This window comes from Sphingomonas sp., assembly GCF_032114135.1.
Classification (GTDB): Bacteria; Pseudomonadota; Alphaproteobacteria; order Sphingomonadales; family Sphingomonadaceae; genus Sphingomonas.
The window spans coordinates 438577-457173 of record NZ_DAMCTA010000001.1; the positions used below are offsets into that span (position 1 = coordinate 438577).

Annotated in this window: 18 protein-coding genes and 2 riboswitches; of the genes, 16 read left to right on the forward strand and 2 right to left on the reverse strand. The window is 70.0% G+C overall.

The genetic code is table 11. The features are described from left to right. Nucleotides 1-74 precede the first annotated feature (74 nt). The 8 genes from RT655_RS02150 to cobJ all read left to right on the forward strand — a co-directional run bounded on the left by RT655_RS02150 (nt 75) and on the right by cobJ (nt 10860). On the forward strand, nt 75-1388 hold the full coding sequence (locus RT655_RS02150) for a DUF5690 family protein (protein WP_313534746.1): 1314 nt from the start codon (nt 75-77) through the stop codon (nt 1386-1388). Beyond that, nucleotides 1378-1595, forward strand: a riboswitch (cobalamin riboswitch). Its footprint overlaps the gene before it by 11 nt. Nucleotides 1596-1805: 210 nt before the next feature. Beyond that, on the forward strand, nt 1806-2792 hold the full coding sequence (locus tag RT655_RS02155; RefSeq protein ID WP_313536879.1) for a HoxN/HupN/NixA family nickel/cobalt transporter: 987 nt from the start codon (nt 1806-1808) through the stop codon (nt 2790-2792). A gap of 25 nt (nt 2793-2817) precedes the next feature. Then, nucleotides 2818-3039: riboswitch (cobalamin riboswitch) on the forward strand. Between the two features lie 184 nt (nt 3040-3223). Then, nucleotides 3224-4261, forward strand: coding sequence for a cobalamin biosynthesis protein CobW (cobW, locus tag RT655_RS02160; protein WP_313534747.1), 1038 nt, complete (start codon nt 3224-3226; stop codon nt 4259-4261). A 12-nt stretch (nt 4262-4273) separates the two neighbouring features. Beyond that, on the forward strand, nt 4274-7633 hold the full coding sequence (cobN, locus tag RT655_RS02165) for a cobaltochelatase subunit CobN (protein WP_313534748.1): 3360 nt from the start codon (nt 4274-4276) through the stop codon (nt 7631-7633). After that, nucleotides 7630-8754 carry a cobalamin biosynthesis protein CobG gene (locus RT655_RS02170; RefSeq protein ID WP_313534749.1) on the forward strand — a complete coding sequence of 375 codons (1125 nt, stop codon included), beginning with the start codon at nt 7630-7632 and terminating at the stop codon, nt 8752-8754. Before cobN ends, RT655_RS02170 begins: the two co-directional genes overlap by 4 nt. Next, nucleotides 8754-9383, forward strand: a complete 630-nt coding sequence (locus RT655_RS02175; protein ID WP_313534750.1) for a precorrin-8X methylmutase — start codon at nt 8754-8756, stop codon at nt 9381-9383. Before RT655_RS02170 ends, RT655_RS02175 begins: the two co-directional genes overlap by 1 nt. Beyond that, the gene (cobI, locus tag RT655_RS02180) at nt 9380-10105 is read left to right on the forward strand and encodes a precorrin-2 C(20)-methyltransferase (RefSeq protein ID WP_313534751.1); all 726 of its coding nucleotides are present in this window, start codon (nt 9380-9382) and stop codon (nt 10103-10105) included. Before RT655_RS02175 ends, cobI begins: the two co-directional genes overlap by 4 nt. Then, the gene (gene cobJ / locus RT655_RS02185; RefSeq protein WP_313534752.1) at nt 10102-10860 is read left to right on the forward strand and encodes a precorrin-3B C(17)-methyltransferase; all 759 of its coding nucleotides are present in this window, start codon (nt 10102-10104) and stop codon (nt 10858-10860) included. The genes cobI and cobJ overlap by 4 nt, the downstream gene beginning before the upstream one ends. Here the strand turns inward: cobJ and RT655_RS02190 are convergent. Then, complete coding sequence (locus tag RT655_RS02190; protein WP_313534753.1) at nt 10827-11585, reverse strand: cobalt-precorrin-6A reductase; 759 nt, start codon at nt 11583-11585, stop codon at nt 10827-10829. The two genes, cobJ and RT655_RS02190, sit on opposite strands and share 34 nt — an antisense overlap. Between RT655_RS02190 and cbiE the strand changes: the two genes are divergently transcribed. Genes cbiE through RT655_RS02230 form a run of 8 tightly spaced genes read left to right on the forward strand, consistent with a single transcriptional unit; the run spans nt 11584 to nt 17621 of the window. Further along, a complete protein-coding gene (cbiE, locus tag RT655_RS02195; RefSeq protein WP_313534754.1) occupies nt 11584-12780 on the forward strand; it encodes a precorrin-6y C5,15-methyltransferase (decarboxylating) subunit CbiE in 1197 nt (398 codons plus the stop codon). The two genes, RT655_RS02190 and cbiE, sit on opposite strands and share 2 nt — an antisense overlap. Further along, nucleotides 12777-13124 (forward strand): cobalamin biosynthesis protein, encoded by a 348-nt coding sequence (locus RT655_RS02200; protein WP_313534755.1) that lies wholly within the window; start codon nt 12777-12779, stop codon nt 13122-13124. Before cbiE ends, RT655_RS02200 begins: the two co-directional genes overlap by 4 nt. Next, the gene (cobM, locus tag RT655_RS02205; protein ID WP_313534756.1) at nt 13121-13906 is read left to right on the forward strand and encodes a precorrin-4 C(11)-methyltransferase; all 786 of its coding nucleotides are present in this window, start codon (nt 13121-13123) and stop codon (nt 13904-13906) included. The genes RT655_RS02200 and cobM overlap by 4 nt, the downstream gene beginning before the upstream one ends. Beyond that, the gene (locus RT655_RS02210; RefSeq protein WP_313534757.1) at nt 13903-15219 is read left to right on the forward strand and encodes a cobyrinate a,c-diamide synthase; all 1317 of its coding nucleotides are present in this window, start codon (nt 13903-13905) and stop codon (nt 15217-15219) included. The genes cobM and RT655_RS02210 overlap by 4 nt, the downstream gene beginning before the upstream one ends. Next, complete coding sequence (gene cobF, locus RT655_RS02215; protein WP_313534758.1) at nt 15216-15953, forward strand: precorrin-6A synthase (deacetylating); 738 nt, start codon at nt 15216-15218, stop codon at nt 15951-15953. Before RT655_RS02210 ends, cobF begins: the two co-directional genes overlap by 4 nt. Continuing rightward, nucleotides 15950-16552, forward strand: coding sequence for a cob(I)yrinic acid a,c-diamide adenosyltransferase (cobO, locus tag RT655_RS02220; RefSeq protein ID WP_313534759.1), 603 nt, complete (start codon nt 15950-15952; stop codon nt 16550-16552). Before cobF ends, cobO begins: the two co-directional genes overlap by 4 nt. Next, nucleotides 16549-17193, forward strand: coding sequence for a 5,6-dimethylbenzimidazole synthase (gene bluB / locus RT655_RS02225; protein WP_313536880.1), 645 nt, complete (start codon nt 16549-16551; stop codon nt 17191-17193). Before cobO ends, bluB begins: the two co-directional genes overlap by 4 nt. A gap of 17 nt (nt 17194-17210) precedes the next feature. Next, a complete protein-coding gene (locus RT655_RS02230; RefSeq protein ID WP_313534760.1) occupies nt 17211-17621 on the forward strand; it encodes a DUF1636 domain-containing protein in 411 nt (136 codons plus the stop codon). A gap of 43 nt (nt 17622-17664) precedes the next feature. Here the strand turns inward: RT655_RS02230 and RT655_RS02235 are convergent, their stop codons facing one another. Beyond that, entirely contained in the window at nt 17665-18462 is a 798-nt protein-coding gene (locus RT655_RS02235; protein WP_313536881.1) for a Crp/Fnr family transcriptional regulator, read from the reverse strand. Between the last annotated feature and the right edge of the window lie 135 nt (nt 18463-18597).

Sequence of the window (18597 nt, forward strand, 5' to 3'; positions counted from 1 at the left end):
TGCGGGTATGACTTCGCTGTCATGAAGCTGTCGCGCAGGCTGGCCACAAGCGCGGCGCTTCATGGGGAATCGCAATGCACGGTGATGGCGGGCGCGGAGCCGCGCGGACCGCGTCCGGGTTCACGCTCGTCGCGGGCGGGCTCGCGGCGTTCAGCGCCTATTTCGCGATGTACGCCTTCCGCAAGCCGTTTGCCGTGGGCACCTATGCCGATGTGGCGGGGTGGCACTTCGCCATCGACTACAAGACGGCGCTGCTGATCGCGCAGGTGATCGGCTATGCGCTGTCCAAGCTGATCGGCGTCCGCGTCATCTCGGAGGCGGGGCAACAGGGACGGGCGCGGATGATCCTCGGGCTTATCGGCGCCTCGTGGATCGCGCTGTTGCTGTTTGCACTGATCCCGGCGCCGTGGAACGTCGCCTGCCTGTTCTTCAACGGCCTGCCGCTGGGGCTGATCTGGGGGCTGGTGTTCAGCTATGTCGAGGGGCGCCGCGTCTCCGAGCTGCTCGGCGCGATGCTGTGCGCGAGCTTCATCCTGTCCTCGGGCGTGGTTAAGTCGGTGGCGGTGCTGCTGATGACGGCCGGTGTCGCGGAGCAGTGGATGCCGGCGGCGACGGGGCTGGTGTTCGTGCCGGTGCTGCTGGTTGCGCTGTGGCAGCTGGAGCACCTGCCGCCGCCCGATGCCCGCGACGAGGCCGAGCGCACCGCTCGTGTGCCGATGCAGGCTGCCGATCGCGCCGCTTTCCTGCGCGCACACGGTGCGACGCTGGTGCTGCTGGCGATCGGCTATGTTCTGCTCACGGCCCTGCGTGACGTGCGCGACAATTTCGCGCGCGAGCTGTGGACCGCGCTCGGCTATGGCGGCGAGGCGGCGATATTCTCGGCGAGCGAGCTGCCGATCGCGCTGCTCACGCTGGCCGCCCTCGCGCTGCTGATGCTGATCCGCGACAATCTGCGTGCGCTGCTGGCGATGCACGGGCTGATCCTGCTCGGCGCACTGTGCCTCGGCGCGTCGACGCTTGCCTTCCAGGCGGGGCTGCTCGCGCCGCTGCCCTGGATGACGGTAGCGGGGGCGGGGCTGTACCTCGCCTATACCCCGTTCAACGCGATGCTGTTCGATCGGATGATCGCGACGATCGGCACCGCCGCCAATGCCGGCTTCCTGATCTATATCGCCGACGCTTCGGGCTATGTCGGCAGCGTGGCGCTGTTGCTCGTTCACGCCCTCGGCGCGCCGGAAGTGCGGTGGCTGCCCTTCTTCATAACCTGCTGCTATGCCGCCGCACTCGCGGTGGGCGGGTTGACCCTGGTGTCGGCGCTGCATTTCCTGCGCGCGCACACGGGCCGGCGGTTGATCCAGCGCCCGGCTTCCCGTACCACCAGCGCCTGATCGCGCCGGTGCCTTGAAAGAGGCTTAATCGGGAATGCGGTGCGGGGGCTTGCTCCCAAATCCGCGGCTGTCCCTGCAACTGTGAGCGGATAGCGCGATGCACTGGCCTCCACCCGAGGGGCAGCCACTGGGCCATCATGCCTGGGAAGGCGTGCAGCGTGCCGTGACCCGCGAGCCAGGAGACCTGCCGGCGTCCGGTCGCTCTTGCCCTGGCCCAGGGGATGGCCGCGGCACGGTGTACTCCGTCTGAGCGACGCACGAGCGGCTGGGGCCGTTCGCGGTTGCGTGGCTCGGTCGCTGGGGCGTCCGGCCGGGGTGCGCAATCGGCCGCGCGCGCGGTGGCCCCGGCCTGGTCGCACGACGCCGCCGGAGTGCCGCATCTTGTCCGTTCTCGCCTTGCGTACGCGCGTGGCCCTGCTGTTCGCGGGGCTGATCGCCGCAAATCTCGCCTCCTGGGGCTGGGCCTTTGCGCTTTTCCACGCCCAGCCGCTGATGCTCGGCACCGCGTTGCTGGCCTGGGGGCTCGGGCTGCGCCATGCGGTCGATGCCGACCATATCGCGGCGATCGACAATGTCACCCGCACGCTGATGAACGACGGCCAGCGCCCGATCGCGACTGGCCTGTGGTTCGCGATCGGACATTCGGGGATCATCGCCATCGCCTCGGCCGGGATTGCACTCGCCACCGGTGCGCTGACGGGCATGGGCGCGTTCAAAGAGCTGGGAGGGGTGATCGCCACCGCAATCTCGGCACTGTTCCTGTTCGCGATCGCCGGCATGAACCTGATCATCCTGCGATCGGTGTGGAAGACCTTCCAGCACGTCCGCGCGGGCGGCGCCTATGTCGAGGACGATCTCAACCTGCTGCTCGGCTCCCGCGGGCCGCTGTCGAAGCTGTTCGGGCCGATGTTCCGGCTGGTCGGCAAGAGCTGGCATATGGCGCCCCTCGGCTTCCTGTTCGGGTTGGGTTTCGACACCGCGACCGAAGTGGCGATCCTCGGCATGTCGGCGGGGCAGGCCGCGCATGGCGTCTCGCTCGGCACGCTGCTGGTGTTGCCGGCGCTGTTCGCCGCGGGGATGGCGCTGGTCGATACGCTGGACGGCGTCGTGATGCTCGGCGCCTATCAATGGGCGTTCGTCAAGCCGATCCGCAAGCTCTACTACAACGTCACGATCACGCTGATCTCCGCGCTCGTCGCGATCGTGATCGGCGGGATCGAGACGCTGGCGCTCGTCGGCGAAAAGATGGGGTGGAGCGGCGGCGCGTTCGGCCTTGCCGCCGATCTGGGCGCGCATTTCAACGGGCTCGGCTTCGCGATCATCGGCCTGTTCGTCGCCTGCTGGCTGGTCAGCTTCGCCATCTATCGCTGGCAGAGGCTGGACGAGATCGAGGTGCGGGTCTAGAGCCCTTGGTCGAAGGCTTTGCAGCCTTCGCAAAGATCGCGCCGGTGCCCCGGACATGGGGCTTAATCGGGAATGCGGTGCGGGGAGGTTCCTTCCCAAATCCGCGGCTGTCCCTGCAACTGTGAGCGGATAGCGCGATGCACTGGCCTCCAACGAGAGGCAGCCACTGGGCCGGCAGGGCCTGGGAAGGCGTGCAACGTGCCGTGACCCGCAAGCCAGGAGACCTGCCGGCGCAACGGTCGCTCTTGCCTTGGTCCAGGGGATGGCCGCGGCACGGTATCTGCTTCCGTTCGAGCGACGAAGCTGTGCGGCTGGGGCTGCACGGTCGCGTGGTGTCGGGCGATTGTCGCGCCCGCCCGTCGTCGCGCGCCGGCTGGACATGCGTTCGGCAAGCCCCCCGTGTGTTCGCTCGGGCGCGGGGGAAGACATGCATGACCGACCTGGCCAAGGTCCCCGTTACCATCGTTACCGGCTTTCTCGGCGCCGGCAAGACGACGCTGATCCGTCACCTGATCCAGAACGCCGGAGGGCGGCGCCTCGCGGTCGTCGTCAATGAATTCGGCACGCTCGGCGTCGACGGCGAGATCCTCAAATCCTGCGCGATCCCCGATTGCCCGGCCGAGAATATCGTCGAGCTGGCCAATGGCTGCATCTGCTGCACCGTCGCCGACGACTTCATCCCGACGGTCGAGCGGCTGCTGGCACTGGAGCCGCGCCCCGACCATATCCTGATCGAGACCTCGGGCCTCGCGCTGCCTAAGCCGTTGCTCAAGGCGTTCGACTGGCCGGCGATCCGCAGCCGCATCACGGTCGACGGCGTGCTGGCGCTGGCCGATGCCGAAGCCGTGGCCGAGGGCCGGTTCGCCCCCGATCTGGTGGCGCTGGACGCGCAGCGCGCCGCCGATCCGGGGATCGAACACGAAACGCCGCTCGCCGAAGTCTTCGAGGACCAGCTCGCCTGCGCCGACATGGTGCTGCTCACCAAGGTCGATCTAGCCGGGCCGGAGGGTGTCGCCGCCGCCCGCGCGGTGATCGCCGCCGAGGCGCCGCGTCCGGTGCCGGTGGTCGAGATCCGCGAGGGCGCGATCGACCCGCGCGTGATCCTGGGGCTCGGCGCGGCGGCAGAGGATGATCTCGTCGCGCGGCCCTCGCATCATGACGGCGAAGACGATCACGAGCATGAGGATTTCGACAGCACGGTGGTCACCTTCGGCGAGATCGCCGATCCGGCCGAGCTGATCGCGCGGATCGAAGAACTGGCGCGCGAGCACAAGGTGCTGCGGGTGAAGGGCTATGCGGCGGTGACCGGCAAGCCGATGCGGCTGCTCGTCCAGGCAGTGGGTGCGCGGGTGCGCCATCAGTATGATCGGCCCTGGCGGCCGGGCGAGCCGCGCGGCACGGCGCTGGTCGCGATTGCCGAGCACGACCATGTCGACCCGGCAGCGTTCCGCGCGGTGCTGGCGGGCTGAGGCACAAGAGCGATGCACGTCCTGTTCCGCGAAACGCACGGGCTGGAGGACAACGCCGCGCCCCAGGACCTCGGGCAGTCGCCCGCGGACCTGGTGGTGCTGTCCTTTTCCGACAGCGACCTCGGCGCATTCGCGGCGGCATGGCGTGGCGGGCAGGGGGCGCGGCCTTCGCTGCGGCTGGCCAACCTCGCGGCGCTGATGCACCCGCTCTCGGTCGACACCTATGTCGAGCGGACGCTGTCGGGCGCCAAGGCGATCCTGATCCGGCTGATCGGCGGCATGCCCTATTGGAGCTACGGCCTCCAGCAGGTGGAGGCGCTGGCACGCGAACGGGGGATTGCGCTGGCGGTGTTGCCCGCCGACGGTCGACCGGACGAACGACTGGATGCGGCGTCGACGGTGCCGGTCGCGGTGCTGCGGGAGCTGTCGGGGCTGTGTAACGCGGGCGGGGCCGATGCGGCACGGGCAGCGCTGGGCGTGCTGGCGAAGGCCGCGAATATCGGTTCCGGCACGACCGAAGCGTACACACCGCTGCCGAGCTTCGGCCTCTGGCATCCCGCGTGCGGCGCCTTCCTTCCTCCCAACCGTCATCCCCGCGAGGGCGGGGATCCATTTGCCAGGGCGCCGGGGACAGGAGCCGAAAGCTCTCCACCAATGGATCCCCGCCTGCGCGGGGATGACGAAGGGTGTTGGGCGATGGAGCAACCAAGCTGGACCCGCAGCGGCCGTCCGCTGGTGTTGATCGTCTTCTACCGCTCTTATCTCGCCGCCTGCGACGTCGATCCCTTCGAGGCGCTCCACGCCGCGTTCGAGCGTGCCGGCTTCGGCACACTTTCGATCTTCGTGCCCTCGCTGAAGGCGCCGGACGCCCGCGCGCAGGTGGCGCAGTGGGTGCGTGACCTCGGCCCAGCGGCGATCGTCAACGCGACGGCGTTCTCCGCACGTGACGACCACGGCTGGTCGCCGCTCGACGCCGCCGGCGTGCCGGTGTTCCAGATCGCGCTCGCCACCGCGCCGCGGGATGCCTGGGCCAGCGCCGAGCGCGGGCTTTCGCCTGCCGATCTGGCGATGCACGTCGTGCTGCCCGAACTCGATGGCCGCATCTTCGTCGGTGTCGCCAGCTTCAAGCAGGCTGAAGCGCGCGACGAGGCCCTGGGCTTCGCCCGCACGGTGCATCGGGCGGAGCCGCAGCGGATCGAGGCGATCGTCACCCGCATAGCAGGTTGGGTTGCCCTCGCACAGAAGCCCGTGGCGCAGAAGCAAATCGCGCTTGTCCTCTCCACCTATCCCGGCAAGGCTTGGCAGCTCGCGCACGCCGTCGGGCTGGACGCGCTCGCCTCTGCGGAAGCCATCGCCGCGGATCTGGGGGAGCCGGTGGACCGCCTGGCCGAGCGGTTGCAGCGGGACACCCTGCGCTGGCCGCTCGCCGCCTATCGGGACGCGCTTGCGACGTTGCCCAAGCCATTGCGAGAAGCGCTTGATGCGGCTTGGGGAGAACCCGATCTCGATACCGCGTGCCGCGACGGCCATTTCCACTTCGCCGCCCTTCAAAGCGGCAAGCTGCTGATCGCGCTTCAACCCGAACGCGGCGATCCTGCAACGCGCGAGGACAGCTACCACGATGTCGGCCGGGTGCCGCGGCATGGCTATGTCGCCTTCTATTTGTGGCTCAAGGCGCAGGGCATCGACGCGCTCGTCCATATCGGCGCGCATGGCACGCTCGAATGGCTGCCGGGCAAGGCGGTGGCGCTGTCCGATGCGTGCTGGCCCGAGGCGCTCACCGGCGGCCTGCCGATCCTCTACCCCTTCATCGTCAACGACCCTGGCGAAGCCGCGCAGGCCAAGCGCCGCACCGGGGCCGTCACCATCGGCCATCTGCCGCCGGCGCTGAAGGCGGCGGGGACGGGCGCCGGCCTAGGCCGGATCGAGGCGCTGCTCGACGAATTCTCCAACGCAGTGGGCCTTGACCCGGCGCGGCGCGATCGCCTTCAGGCCGCAATCCGCGACGAAGCACGCTCCGTCGGGCTGGAGGCCGAGCTAGGGCTGGAAGGCGTCACCAGCAGCGCGGAAGCGATTACCCGCATCGACCGCTTCGTCTGCGACGTGAAGGAAGGCCAGTTCGGCGACGGGCTGCATGTGTTCGGCCGTGGGGCGTGTGGGACCGAGGAGCGCGCAGGACTGCTTGCGGGCCTGGCCGGCCAGCGGGTGGCAGCAGGCCCCTCGGGATCGCCCTTCCGCGGGCGCACCGACGTGCTGCCGACCGGCCGCAATCTCTACACGATCGATCCGCGCGCGGTGCCCAGCCGTGCCGCGCATGCACAGGGCATCGTCCTCGCCGACGAGCTGATCCGCCGGCATCTGCAGGATCATGGCGACTATCCCAAGGGACTGGTCGTCGACCTGTGGGGCTCGGCGACGATGCGCACCGCCGGGGAGGAGTTCGCGATGGCGCTGCATCTGCTCGGCGCCGCGCCGGTCTGGGACACGGCCTCGGAACGGGTGACGGGCGTCGAGATTCTGCCGCTGGCGATGTTGGCCCGGCCGCGAATCGACGTGACCCTGCGCGTCTCGGGCTTGTTCCGCGACTCCTTCCCGACGCTGCCGCAGCTGTTCGGCCAGGCAGTCCGGGCGCTGGCGGCGCGCGACGAGGCGCTCGAATGGAACCCCTTTGCCGGCAAGGATGCCGGTGCGCGTGTCTATGGCCCCCGCCCTGGCAGCTACGGCCTCGGCATGGGCGACGCGGCGGAGACCTATACCGACGAAGCCCGCAGGACGGCGGGCGAGGCGTGGCTCGCTGCATCGGACCATGCCTTCGACGGACATGATGCGTTGCCCGATCCCGAGGGACTCCGCGCCCGCGTCGGCGCCGCGGATGCGTTCGTGCACCTGCAGGACCTGACCGAGACCGATCTGCTGCTCGCGGCCGATTATGCGGCGCACGAGGCCGGGTTCGCCGCCGCCAAGGCGCTTAGCGGCGGGTCGGCTGCGCTCTACCATCTCGACGCGCGCGATCCGACGCGCCCGGTCGCACGGCCGCTGACCGAAGAGATCGCCCGTGTCGTTCGCGCGCGGGCGGCGAACCCAGGCTGGATCGCCGGCATGCGCCGCCACGGCTTCCGCGGCGCCGCCGAGATCGCGGCCACGCTCGACCATCTCGGCGCCTTCGCCCACCTTGCGGCTGCGGTGCCGCCCAAGCTTTTCGATCTGTACCACGACGCGACGCTTGGCGACGGCGAGGTGCGGGATTTCCTGGCCCGAGAGAACCCGGCAGCCCTGGCGGCGATGGAGGCGCGGTTCGCGGCACTGCATGCGGCCGGGCTGTGGCAGACCCGCCGCAACTCGATCCTGGCAAGCCTTGGAGGCGATGCATGAGCGGCTTCGCGGTCCGCGGCTGGTGCCCTGACGCGTGGCGGCCGATGCAGGCGGGCGACGGGTTGCTGGTGCGCGTGAAACCGCGGCTCGCGCGGATGACGCGGGCCCAGCTACGGGGTCTGTGCGACGCGGCGCTGGTGCACGGCAACGGCCTGATCGACCTGACCAGCCGCGGCAATTTGCAGATTCGGGGGGTCACCGAAGCGGAGTGGCGGCCGCTGGTCGAGCGACTGATCGTGCTGGGTGTGGTCGACCGCGACCCGGACATCGAGATGCGCCGCAACCTGCTGGTCGCACCCGATTGGCAGGCGGGCGACGACACGCATCGCATCGCAAGCGATCTGCTCGAAGCGCTGCCCAGATTGCCGGCGCTGCCGAGCAAGATGGGGTTCGTGATCGACGCGGGACCGATGCCGGTGCTGGCGGATGCGCCCGGGGACTTTCGGATCGAGCGCGACGGACAGGGGCACCTGATCCTTCGGGCGGATGGGCGCGCTCGTGGCGCGCGTGTCGCGATGGGGGACGGGGCGGCGGCGCTCATCCGACTGGCACATTGGTTCGTCGAAAGCGGCGGAATCGGGTCGGGCCGCATGAGGCGCCACGCCGCGCCGCTCCCGGATTGGGCAGCCGAACGCATCGCTCCAGCGGCACCGGCCAAGCCCATCGCCCCGGGCTCGACCGCGCTGGGTGTCGCATTGGGCGTGCCGCTCGGGCAATTGGACGCCGCCTTGCTTGCCGATGCGCTGGGCGCCGAGGGTGCGGGCGTTCGGATAACCCCCTGGCGTATCCTCCTGGTCGAGGGATCGGGACCGCACGCCGCCACGCTGATCGCCGATCCGGCCAACCCGCTGCTGCGCACCGATGCCTGTGTCGGCGCGCCGGGCTGCTCACAGGCGAGCGTTGATACGCGGACGCTCGCGCGCCAACTCGCGCCGTTGGTCTCGGGGCAACTGCACGTTTCGGGCTGCGTGAAGGGCTGCGCGCGGGCGCGGGTCGCCGACGTGGTCGTGACGGGGCGCGACGGTCGCTTCGATCTCGCCTTCGATGCCCGCGCCGGGGCGCCGCCCACCCATGCCGGGCTCACCCCCGACGCGCTGCTTGATCTTTTCGGAACCGATTGATGCCGTACCACTATGAAACCGATGGCGCCGCCATCTACCGCCAGTCCTTCGCGACGATCCGCGCCGAGGCCGATCTCGCCCGCTTTTCGTCCGAGGAGGAGCCGGTTGCCGTGCGCATGATCCACGCGGCCGGGATGGTCGAGCTGGCGCCGTACCTCCGCTTTTCTCCGGGCTTTGCGCAATCGGCCCGGGCGGCACTGGCAGAAGGCGCGCCGATCCTATGCGACGCGCGGATGGTATCCGAGGGGATTACGCGCGCGCGCCTGCCGAGCGAAAATCGTGTGATCTGCACGCTGCACGACCCGCAGGTGCCGACCCTCGCCAGGGACATGGCCAATACGCGATCTGCCGCGGCGCTGGAGCTGTGGCGGCCGCATCTAGCCGGCGCGGTGGTTGCGATCGGCAACGCGCCGACCGCGCTGTTCCACCTGCTCAACCTGCTCGAGGATCCGGCGTGTCCACGGCCGGCCGCGATCATCGGCTGCCCGGTGGGGTTCGTCGGCGCAGTGGAGTCCAAGGCGGCGCTGTGGGCCGCGACGCCGGTGCCGTGCTGCATCGTCGAGGGGCGGCTGGGCGGCAGCGCGATCACCGTCGCCGCAGTCAACGCGCTGGCGAGCCGCGTCGAATGAGCCTGGGCACCATTTACGGCGTCGGCCTTGGCCCCGGCGCGCCCGACCTGCTGAGTGTCCGCGCCGACCGGCTGGTGCGCGGCGCGCGCCATGTCGCCTATTTCCGCAAGGCGGGGCGACCGGGCCAGGCACGCCGGATCGCCGAGGGCATGCTCCGCGAAGACGCGATCGAGCTGCCGATGGAATATCCGGTGACGACAGAGATCCCGCTCAGCGACCCCCGTTACAATGCCTGGCTCTCCGCCTTCTACGCCGACTGCACCGAGCGGCTGCTGGCGCTGTCCCGCGCCGGCGAGGATGTGGTGGTGCTGTGCGAAGGCGATCCGTTCTTCTACGGCTCGTTCATGCACCTCCATTCGCGCCTGTCGGGCCAGGTCCCGGTGGCGGTGGTGCCGGGGATCACCGGCATGGCAGGGGCGTGGAACGCGACCGGCCAGCCGATCACCTGGGGCGACGACGTGCTGACCATCGCCATGGCCACACTGCCAGAGGAGGAGTTGATCCGCCGGATCCGCGACACCGATGCCCTCGTGGTGATGAAGATCGGACGTAACCTGGCCAAGCTGCGCTCGGCCGTCGCCGCCGCAGGTCGCGAGACTGAGGCCTGGCTGGTCGAGCATGCGGCGATGCCCGAACAGCGGGTCACCCCGCTCGGCGAGGCGACCAGCGTCACGCCCTATTTCTCGATCCTGCTGATCCATGGCCGGGGGCGGCGCCCATGAGCGGCTGGCTGGCCATCGCCGGGCTAGGGCCGGGGGACGAAGCGCTGGTGACGCCCGAAGTCATCGCAGCGCTGGCGGAAGCGACCGACGTCATCGGCTATATTCCCTACGTCGCGCGGGTGGCGCCGCGCGCTGGGCTGACGCTCCACGCATCGGACAATCGCGTCGAGCTCGACCGCGCGGCGCTCGCGCTCGATCTCACGGCGCAGGGGCGGCGGGTGGTGGTCGTTTCCTCGGGCGATCCCGGCGTGTTCGCGATGGCGGCGGCGGTGTTCGAGGCGCTCGAAGTGGGCCGGCAAGCATGGCGTTCGCTCGACATCCGCGTGCTGCCGGGGATCACCGCGATGCTGGCGGCGAGCGCGCGGGCAGGGGCGCCGCTCGGGCATGATTTCTGCGCAATCAACCTGTCGGACAACCTCAAGCCCTGGGCGCTGATCGAGAAGCGGCTGCGACTCGCCGCCGAGGCCGATTTCGCGATGGCCTTCTACAACCCGCGCTCCAAGGCACGGCCGCATGGCTTCGCGCGGGTGCTGGGACTGTTGCTGGAGGTATGCGGCCCCGATCGGCCCATCTTGTTCGCGCGCGCGGTTTCCACGCAGGAGGAAGCGCTGCGGATCGTGCCGCTCGGCGCGGCGACAGCAGACATGGCCGACATGCGGACGATGGTGATCCTGGGGTCCAGCCAGACCCGCTGGATCGAGGATGCCGCGCGGCCGATCCTCTACACACCGCGCTCGGTGGGAGCGGGCGCATGATCCAGCCATTCCAATACCGCGGCCGGATCCGTGACCTCGTCACGGGGCGGCAGGGCGGGGCGGTCGATCATCAGCACCGGGAGGCCCAGCGCGCGGGCCGCGGTCAGCTTGGCCTCGGCGCCACGGCCGCCGGCATTCTTGCAAACGACCAGATCGATGCCATGGGTCTCCATCAGCACGCGGTCGCCTTCGGGCGTGAAGGGGCCACGATCGACGATCAGCGTGTGGTGCGGAAGGATCGGCGACACCGCCGGCGCGTCGACGAAGCGCAAGACATACTGGTGCTGCGGCATCGCCGCGAAGTCGGCAACATGCATGCGGCCGAGCGCCAGCAGGACGCGGCGCGGCGCACCGGCGAGCGCAGCCACGGCGCCCGCAATATCGGCGACGCGCGTCCACTGGTCGCCCGGGACCGGCACCCAGGCGGGGCGAGTGAGGGCCAGCAGCGGTACGCCCGTCAACCGCGACGCCGCGACGGCATTGGCGCTCATCGTCGCCGCGAAGGGATGGGTGGCGTCGACCAGATACGTCACGCGTGCCTTGCGCAGGTAGGCCGCCAGACCCGCCACGCCGCCGAAGCCGCCCACCCGCACCGGGATCGGCTGCGCGCGCGGCGCCTCGGTGCGGCCGGCATAGCTGAGCGTCGCGGCCACGCCACGGTCCGCCAGCAGCCTGGCCAGCGCGCTCGCTTCGGTGGTACCGCCCAACAGCAGGACGTTCGGCATGGCTGATCTTCCCTGGCTCACCATCATCGGAGTGGGCGAGGACGGCGTCGACGGCCTGTCCGCCGCCACCCGCGCGGCGCTGGAACAGGCCGAGCTGGTCATGGGCGCCACTCGCCACCTCGCGTTGCTGCCGGGGCTTAGGTGCGAAGCACGCGCATGGCCAGTGCCCTTCGCCGAGGGCGTGCCCCTGCTCCTCGCCGAGCGCGGCCGCCGGGTGGTGCTGCTCGCCTCGGGCGATCCCTTCTGGTTCGGTGCGGGCACCAGCATCACGCGGCATCTCGCCCGCGAGGAATGGATCGCTTACCCGGCGCCCTCCAGCTTTGCGCTGGCAGCAGCGCGGCTGGGTTGGGCGCTGCAGGATACGACCTGCCTCGGGCTGCATGCCGCGCCGTTCAGCCAGGTGCGGCCGCGTCTCGCGCCCGGCCAGCACCTGCTGGTGACCGTCCGGGACGGTGCGGCGGTGTCGGCGCTGGCGGACTATCTGGCGGGCGAGGGTTTCGGCGCCTCGATGCTCCACGTGCTCGAAGCGCTTGGCGGCCCGCGCGAGCGGGTCCGATCGGTGCGGGCCGATGCGCTCGCCTGGGACGATATCGCGCATCCCGTGTGTGTCGGCATCGAGCCTGCGGGGGAGGGGGCGGTGCTGCCGCTCGCCAGCGGACGGCCCGACGGCTGGTTCGGGTCCGACGGCCAACTCACCAAGCAGCCAGTGCGGGCGCTGACCCTGTCCGCCCTCGCGCCGCGCGCGGGGGAGCTGCTGTGGGACATCGGTGCCGGCTCGGGCTCGATCGGTATCGAATGGCTCCTCGCGCATCCCGCCAACCGCGCGATCGCGATCGAAGCCGATCCGGTGCGTGCGGAGCGGGCGCGTGCCAACGCTGCAAGGCTCGGGGTGGATCGACTGACCGTGCTGCCGGGCCGCGCGCCGGCAGTGCTGCCGGAGGGTGTCCCCGATGCGGTGTTCATCGGCGGCGGCCTCTCGCAGGCGTTGCTGGAAGCGCTGTGGGCACGGCTGGCCGCCGGTGCGCGGCTGGTCGCGAACGCGGTGACCCTCGAGTCCGAGGCGCTGCTCGCCCTATGGCACGGCATCGAGGGCGGCAGCCTGTTGCGGATCGAGCTTGCGGACGCGGTACCGCTAGGCACGCGCCAGGGATGGCGGTCGCGCTATCCGGTGGTGCAGTGGAGCGTCACCCGATGATCGTCGCCGGCTTCGGCTATCGCAGCGGCGCCACTGCCGCTTCGCTGCGCAATGCACTTGCGCTCGCGCAGGCGGATGCCCCGCCGGTCACCCATGTCGCGACGCTCGCCGACAAGCTGCCGTTGTTGGCGGCGCTGGGCCTGCCCATGATCGCCCTCGAAACGCTGGAGGAGGTCGCGACACCGACCCGTTCCACCGCCAGCCTCGCCGCGCGCGGGACCGGCAGCGTCGCCGAGGCCGCGGCGCTTGCCGGCGCCGGCCCGGGCGCCTGTCTGCTCGTTCCGCGCCAGATTTCCGCCGACCGCATGGCGACCTGCGCCATCGCCGAAGGAGTTCCCGCATGACCGTCCATTTCATCGGCGCCGGCCCCGGCGCGCCCGACCTGCTCACCCTGCGCGGCCGCGACCGGATCGCGGCGAGTACGGTCTGTCTCTATGCCGGATCGCTGATCCCCGAGGCGATCCTCGCGCATTGCCCGCCGGGTGCCCGGATCGTGAACACCGCGCCGATGGACCTCGACGCGATCCTCGCGGAGATCGTCGCCGCCCATGCCGCGGGCCACGACATCGCGCGGCTCCATTCGGGCGACCTGTCGGTCTGGTCCGCGATGGGCGAGCAATTGCGCCGGCTGCGCGCGCTCGGCATCCCGTTCACCGTCACCCCAGGCGTGCCTGCCTTCGCTGCTGCCGCCGCCGCGCTGGAGGCGGAGCTGACCCTGCCCGAGCTCGGCCAGTCGCTGGTCCTCACCCGCACCCCCGGCCGCGCCAGCCGCATGCCCCCGCGCGAAACCCTCACCAACTTCGCCGCCACCGGCGCGACGCTGGCGATCCATCTCTCGATCCACAATCTTGCGACGCTCGTCGCCGATCTGCTGCCTGGCTATGGCGCGGACTGCCCCGTCGCGGTGGTGTGGCGGGCAAGCTGGCCCGACGAGCGGATCGTCCGCGCGACGCTGGCGACGATCGAAACGGCGGTGGCCGGAACCATGGAGCGCACCGCGCTGATCCTGGTCGGCCCGGTGCTGGCGGCGGAGGACTTCGCCGAGAGCAGCCTATACGCGGCCGGCTATGATCGCCGTTTCCGGCCGCAGGACGGGTCCTCGCGCGTCGCGAGCAGCGCGGAATGAGCGTACCCGGCCTGATCATTGCCGCACCCGCCTCGGGCACCGGCAAGACCACGGTGATGCTGGGCCTGCTGCGCGCGCTGCGCGAGGCGGGCGTCGCCGTCACGCCGTTCAAGAACGGCCCCGACTATATCGACCCGGCATTCCACCGCGTGGCGAGCGGCCGTGCCTCCTACAATCTCGACAGCTGGGCGATGGACGTAGGGTTGCTCGATGCGCTCGCGGGCGAGACGGACGGAAGCGATCTCGTGCTCGCCGAAGGCTCGATGGGATTGTTCGACGGCGTCGCGCGGGCAGGGGCAAGCGGTACCGGCGCCACGGCCGAGCTTGCGCGGCGCTATGGCTGGCCGGTGGTGCTCGTGGTCGATGTCTCGGGACAGGCGCAGTCTGCCGCGGCGACCGCGCTGGGCTTCGCCCGGCTCGAGCCGAGCGTGCCCTTCGCCGGGGTGATCCTCAACCGCGTCGCCAGCCCGCGGCACGAGCGGCTGGTGCGGGCAGGGATGGAAGCGGCCGGCATTCCGGTGCTGGGCGCACTCCCGCGTCGCGCGGATCTGGTGCTGCCGGAGCGGCATTTGGGGCTGGTGCAGGCCGTGGAGCATCCAGACCTCGACCGCACGATCGCCGACTATGCGGTCTTCCTTCGCGACCATGTCGACCTCGGTGCCCTGCGCGCTGCTGCGTCGTCGACAACGGATCAGGGGGCGTCTGGGCATACTGCGCTCCCGACGCCGCCCGCCCAGCGGATCGCCATCGCGCAGGACGCGGCCTTTTCATTCCTCTATCCGCATCTGCTCGAAGGCTGGCGGCGGGCAGGGGCCGAGATACTGCCGTTCTCGCCGCTCGCCGATCAGGCGCCCGACGCGACCGCCGACCTCGTCTGGCTCCCGGGCGGCTATCCGGAGCTCCATGCCGGCACGATCGCGGCGGCCGGGACGTTCCTCGCCGGCCTCCGTACCCATGCCGAGCATCGACCGGTCCATGGCGAGTGCGGTGGCTATATGGTGCTGGGCGAGGCGCTGGTCGACAAGAGCGGGGAAGCACACCGCATGGCGGGCCTGCTCGGGCTGGTCACCAGCCATGCCCAGCGGCGGATGCATCTCGGCTATCGCCAGGCAACGCTCCTTGCGCCGGTTGCCGACTTATCCGCAGGCGCGCGGCTGACCGGACACGAGTTCCACTATTCGACGATCGTCTCGGAGACCGATGCGCCGCTTGCGGACGTCGCCGATGCCGAGGGCAATGCCGTCCCCGAAACCGGGTCGGTGCGGGGCCATGTGACCGGCAGCTTCTTCCACCTGATCGCGGCGGCGGCATGATCGCGCTCCAGCTGATCGGCATCGGCACCGGCAATCCGGCGCACCTGACCGGCGAGGCGATCGCCGCGCTCAACGGCGCCGACCTGATCCTGGTGCCACGCAAGGACAATGCCCCCGATCTCGCCGACCTGCGCGAGGCGATCTGCGCCGCGGTCCTCAGCCGACCGGTGCCGATCGCCGGGTTCGACATGCCGGTGCGGGCAGGGGAGGACTATGTCCAAGCGGTGCATGCCTGGCATGACGCCATCGCCGAGGCGTGGCGCACTGCCATCGCTGCGCATCTGCCGGGCGGGGGCAAGGTCGCGCTGCTCGTCTGGGGCGACCCGTCGCTCTACGACAGCACACTGCGGATCGCAGCGCGGTTGCCCGAGGTGACGGTGCGCGTGGTGCCGGGCATCACCAGCATCCAGGCGCTCACCGCCGCACACGCCATCCCGCTCAACCCGCTCGCCGGCGCGGTGACGATCACCACCGGCCGTCTGTTGCGGTGCCATGGCTGGCCGCCCGGGGCCGACACGCTCGTCGTGATGCTCGACGGCGGCTGTGCCTTCGAGACGCTCGATCCTGTCGGCATGACCATCTGGTGGGGTGCCTATCTCGGCATGCCCCAGCAGGCGCTCGACCATGGTCCACTGGGCGAGGCCGGGCCGCGCATCGTCGCGACCCGTGCCGACCTCCGCGCTCGCCATGGCTGGATCATGGACATGTACCTCCTGCGAAAGGCCCCAGAATGACCCACGACGACGCCGCGCATGCCGACAAGATGCGCAAGATCCAGGCCGCCCGCGCCACGATGATGGAGACCAAGACCGAGGAAAAGGGCCTCCTCATCGTCCATACCGGCAAGGGCAAGGGCAAGAGCAGCGCGGCGATGGGCATGGTCGTCCGCGCCATCGGCCACGGCATGAAGGTCGGCGTCGTCCAGTTCATCAAGGGCGCGATGATGACCGGCGAGAAGGCGGTATTCGATGCCTTCCCGCAGCAAGTTGAGTTCAAGCCGATGGGGGAGGGCTTCACTTGGGACACGCAGGACCGGGCCCGCGACATCGCCGTCACGCGGACGGCGTGGGACGAGGTAAAGCGGATGATCGCCGACCCTTCCTACGACATGGTGCTCGCGGACGAGCTCAACATCGCGCTGCGCTACGACTATCTGCCGCTCGACGAGGTGCTGGCGGTGCTCGAAGCGCGCCCAGAGATGAAGCACGTGATCGTCACCGGCCGCAACGCTCCCGATGCGCTGATCGAGGCCGCCGACCTGGTCACCGAGATGACGCAGCTGAAGCATCCGTTCCGCTCGGGCGTGAAAGCGCAGCGGGGGATCGAGTTCTGACCGACGCGCCCACCTTCGGCGCGGCTTTTCTCCGCGAGTTCGACACGCTGCTGCGCTGGCGCCGCGACGTGCGCCATTTCGACGCGCGCGCCATTCCGGCGGAGGAAATGACGGCGCTGCTGGAAGCGGCGAGCCTCGCGCCGTCGGTCGGCAACGCGCAGCCCTGGCGGTTCGTCCGGCTGCGGACCCCGGCGCTGCGCGCGGCGCTGGCAGCCCATGTCGACGCCCAGAACGCCCGCGCCGCCGCCGGCTATGCGTACAAGGGCAGGCGCGAGGCCTATTCCGCACTCAAGCTGCACGGGCTCCGCGAGGCACCCGAGCTGCTCGCGGTGTTCTGCGACGAGCACGCCGCCGCCGGCCACGGCCTCGGCATCGCCACGATGCCCGAGATGCTGCGCTATTCCTGCGTCACCGCCATCCACACGCTGTGGCTCGCCGCCCGCGCGCGCGGCATCGGCCTTGGCTGGGTATCGATCCTCGATCCCGGCGCCGTGGCCGCGCTGCTCGACGTGCCGCAGGACTGGACGCTGATCGCCTTGCTGTGCCTCGGCTACCCCGAGACGCCCACCGACACCCCCGAAATCGAACGCCGCGGCTGGCAGGCCCGAGAGCCGCTTGCTGACCGCCTGTTCGAGCGCTGATAGTCCAGGAGATACCAATGCTTACACCCGTTGAAGACGGCCCCGCGATCGTCGTGTGCAACACCTGCCGCGTCAGCGCGGATGCGCGCGAAGACGAGCAGGGGCGCCGCGGCGGCGCGGTGCTCGCGAAAGCGCTGACCGAGGTTCGCGACGCCGATCCGTGTTATGCGGGGATCGCCATCCAGCAGATGCCCTGCCTGTTCGCCTGTAACGAGCATTGCACGGTGCACCTGCGTGCGCCTGACAAGGTCGGCTACGTCCTTGGCCGCTTCACGCCCGGCGTCGAGGCTGCGGGTGCCATCCTCGATTACGCCGTGGCTTATGCCGCCAGCGACCATGGCAAGGTACCGTTCGCACAATGGCCCCAGGGGGTGAAGGGCCATTTCATCGTGCGTGTGCCGCCGGCTGGGCTGGTGGTCGAGGGCTGAGGTTCGCGCGCCATCGTGCAGCGATGCGAGCGCCTCGACAATGTCAGGGCACGAGGACCGGCTGTGCGCGGCAGACGTGGTCCGCCGAGAGATCGCCGAGCCGCCCCGCGCGCGGCCAGGGTGCGATTTCCGTCGCATAGCGTGCCTCGGCAGCGCCGTATGAACACCCTGCCAGCGCCATCAGGCGATCGCGATCGCAGATGGTAAGGCGCGCGCGCTCGCACCGCAGGATTTTTTCGCCTTCCAGCACGTGGAAGCAATCGGTGACGCTGGCCCGCCGCGTGTGAAGCGCACGCGCGACCTCATCATGGGTCAGGTACAGCGTGTCGCCATCGCTGCGATCATGGAGCATCAATATCCAGCGCGCGACGCGGCGTTCCAACGCATCGATCGTGTTCGAGCCGAGCATCGATGCCATCTGCTCCAGGAAATTATCCGCGTAGCGCAGCAAATGGGCGCGCAGCGTCGGGCTCTTCCCGCATGCGTCGAGCAGGGGACGCGCCGCAATGGACAAGGCGGTACCGCCCTGCAGTTCCACCGTCGCCAGCGTGAAGCTTTCCTCCACCCCCATCAACAGCGACCAGCCCAGCAGGCCTTCATGGCCGACCAGGCCCAAGGCGGGCTGACGATCGCCGAGAAGGGCCTGACGAACACAGAAGACCGCGGTCTCGGGAAAAATCAACTGCACCGATCCGCAGGCCGTGCGGCTCACACAATCGCGAGCGCCAAAGTGGAGACGGGAGAGGTGGGGGGTCAGCAACCACGCGTCACTTTGCGGAAGGGAAGCCAGCAGAACATTGCCGCGGATGTCGGGCGCATAGCAGGCATTCGGTTTCGGCATCGGCACGACCCTCTCCTCGTTGCCTGGTAGCTTCGCAACGTGCGGGGCCACGGATGCACGAAAACGGCATGGGTGGGACATTTTGTACGACACCGTACCCAGCCTGCGCAGAAACGGAACGGCTTGAAATCGCCC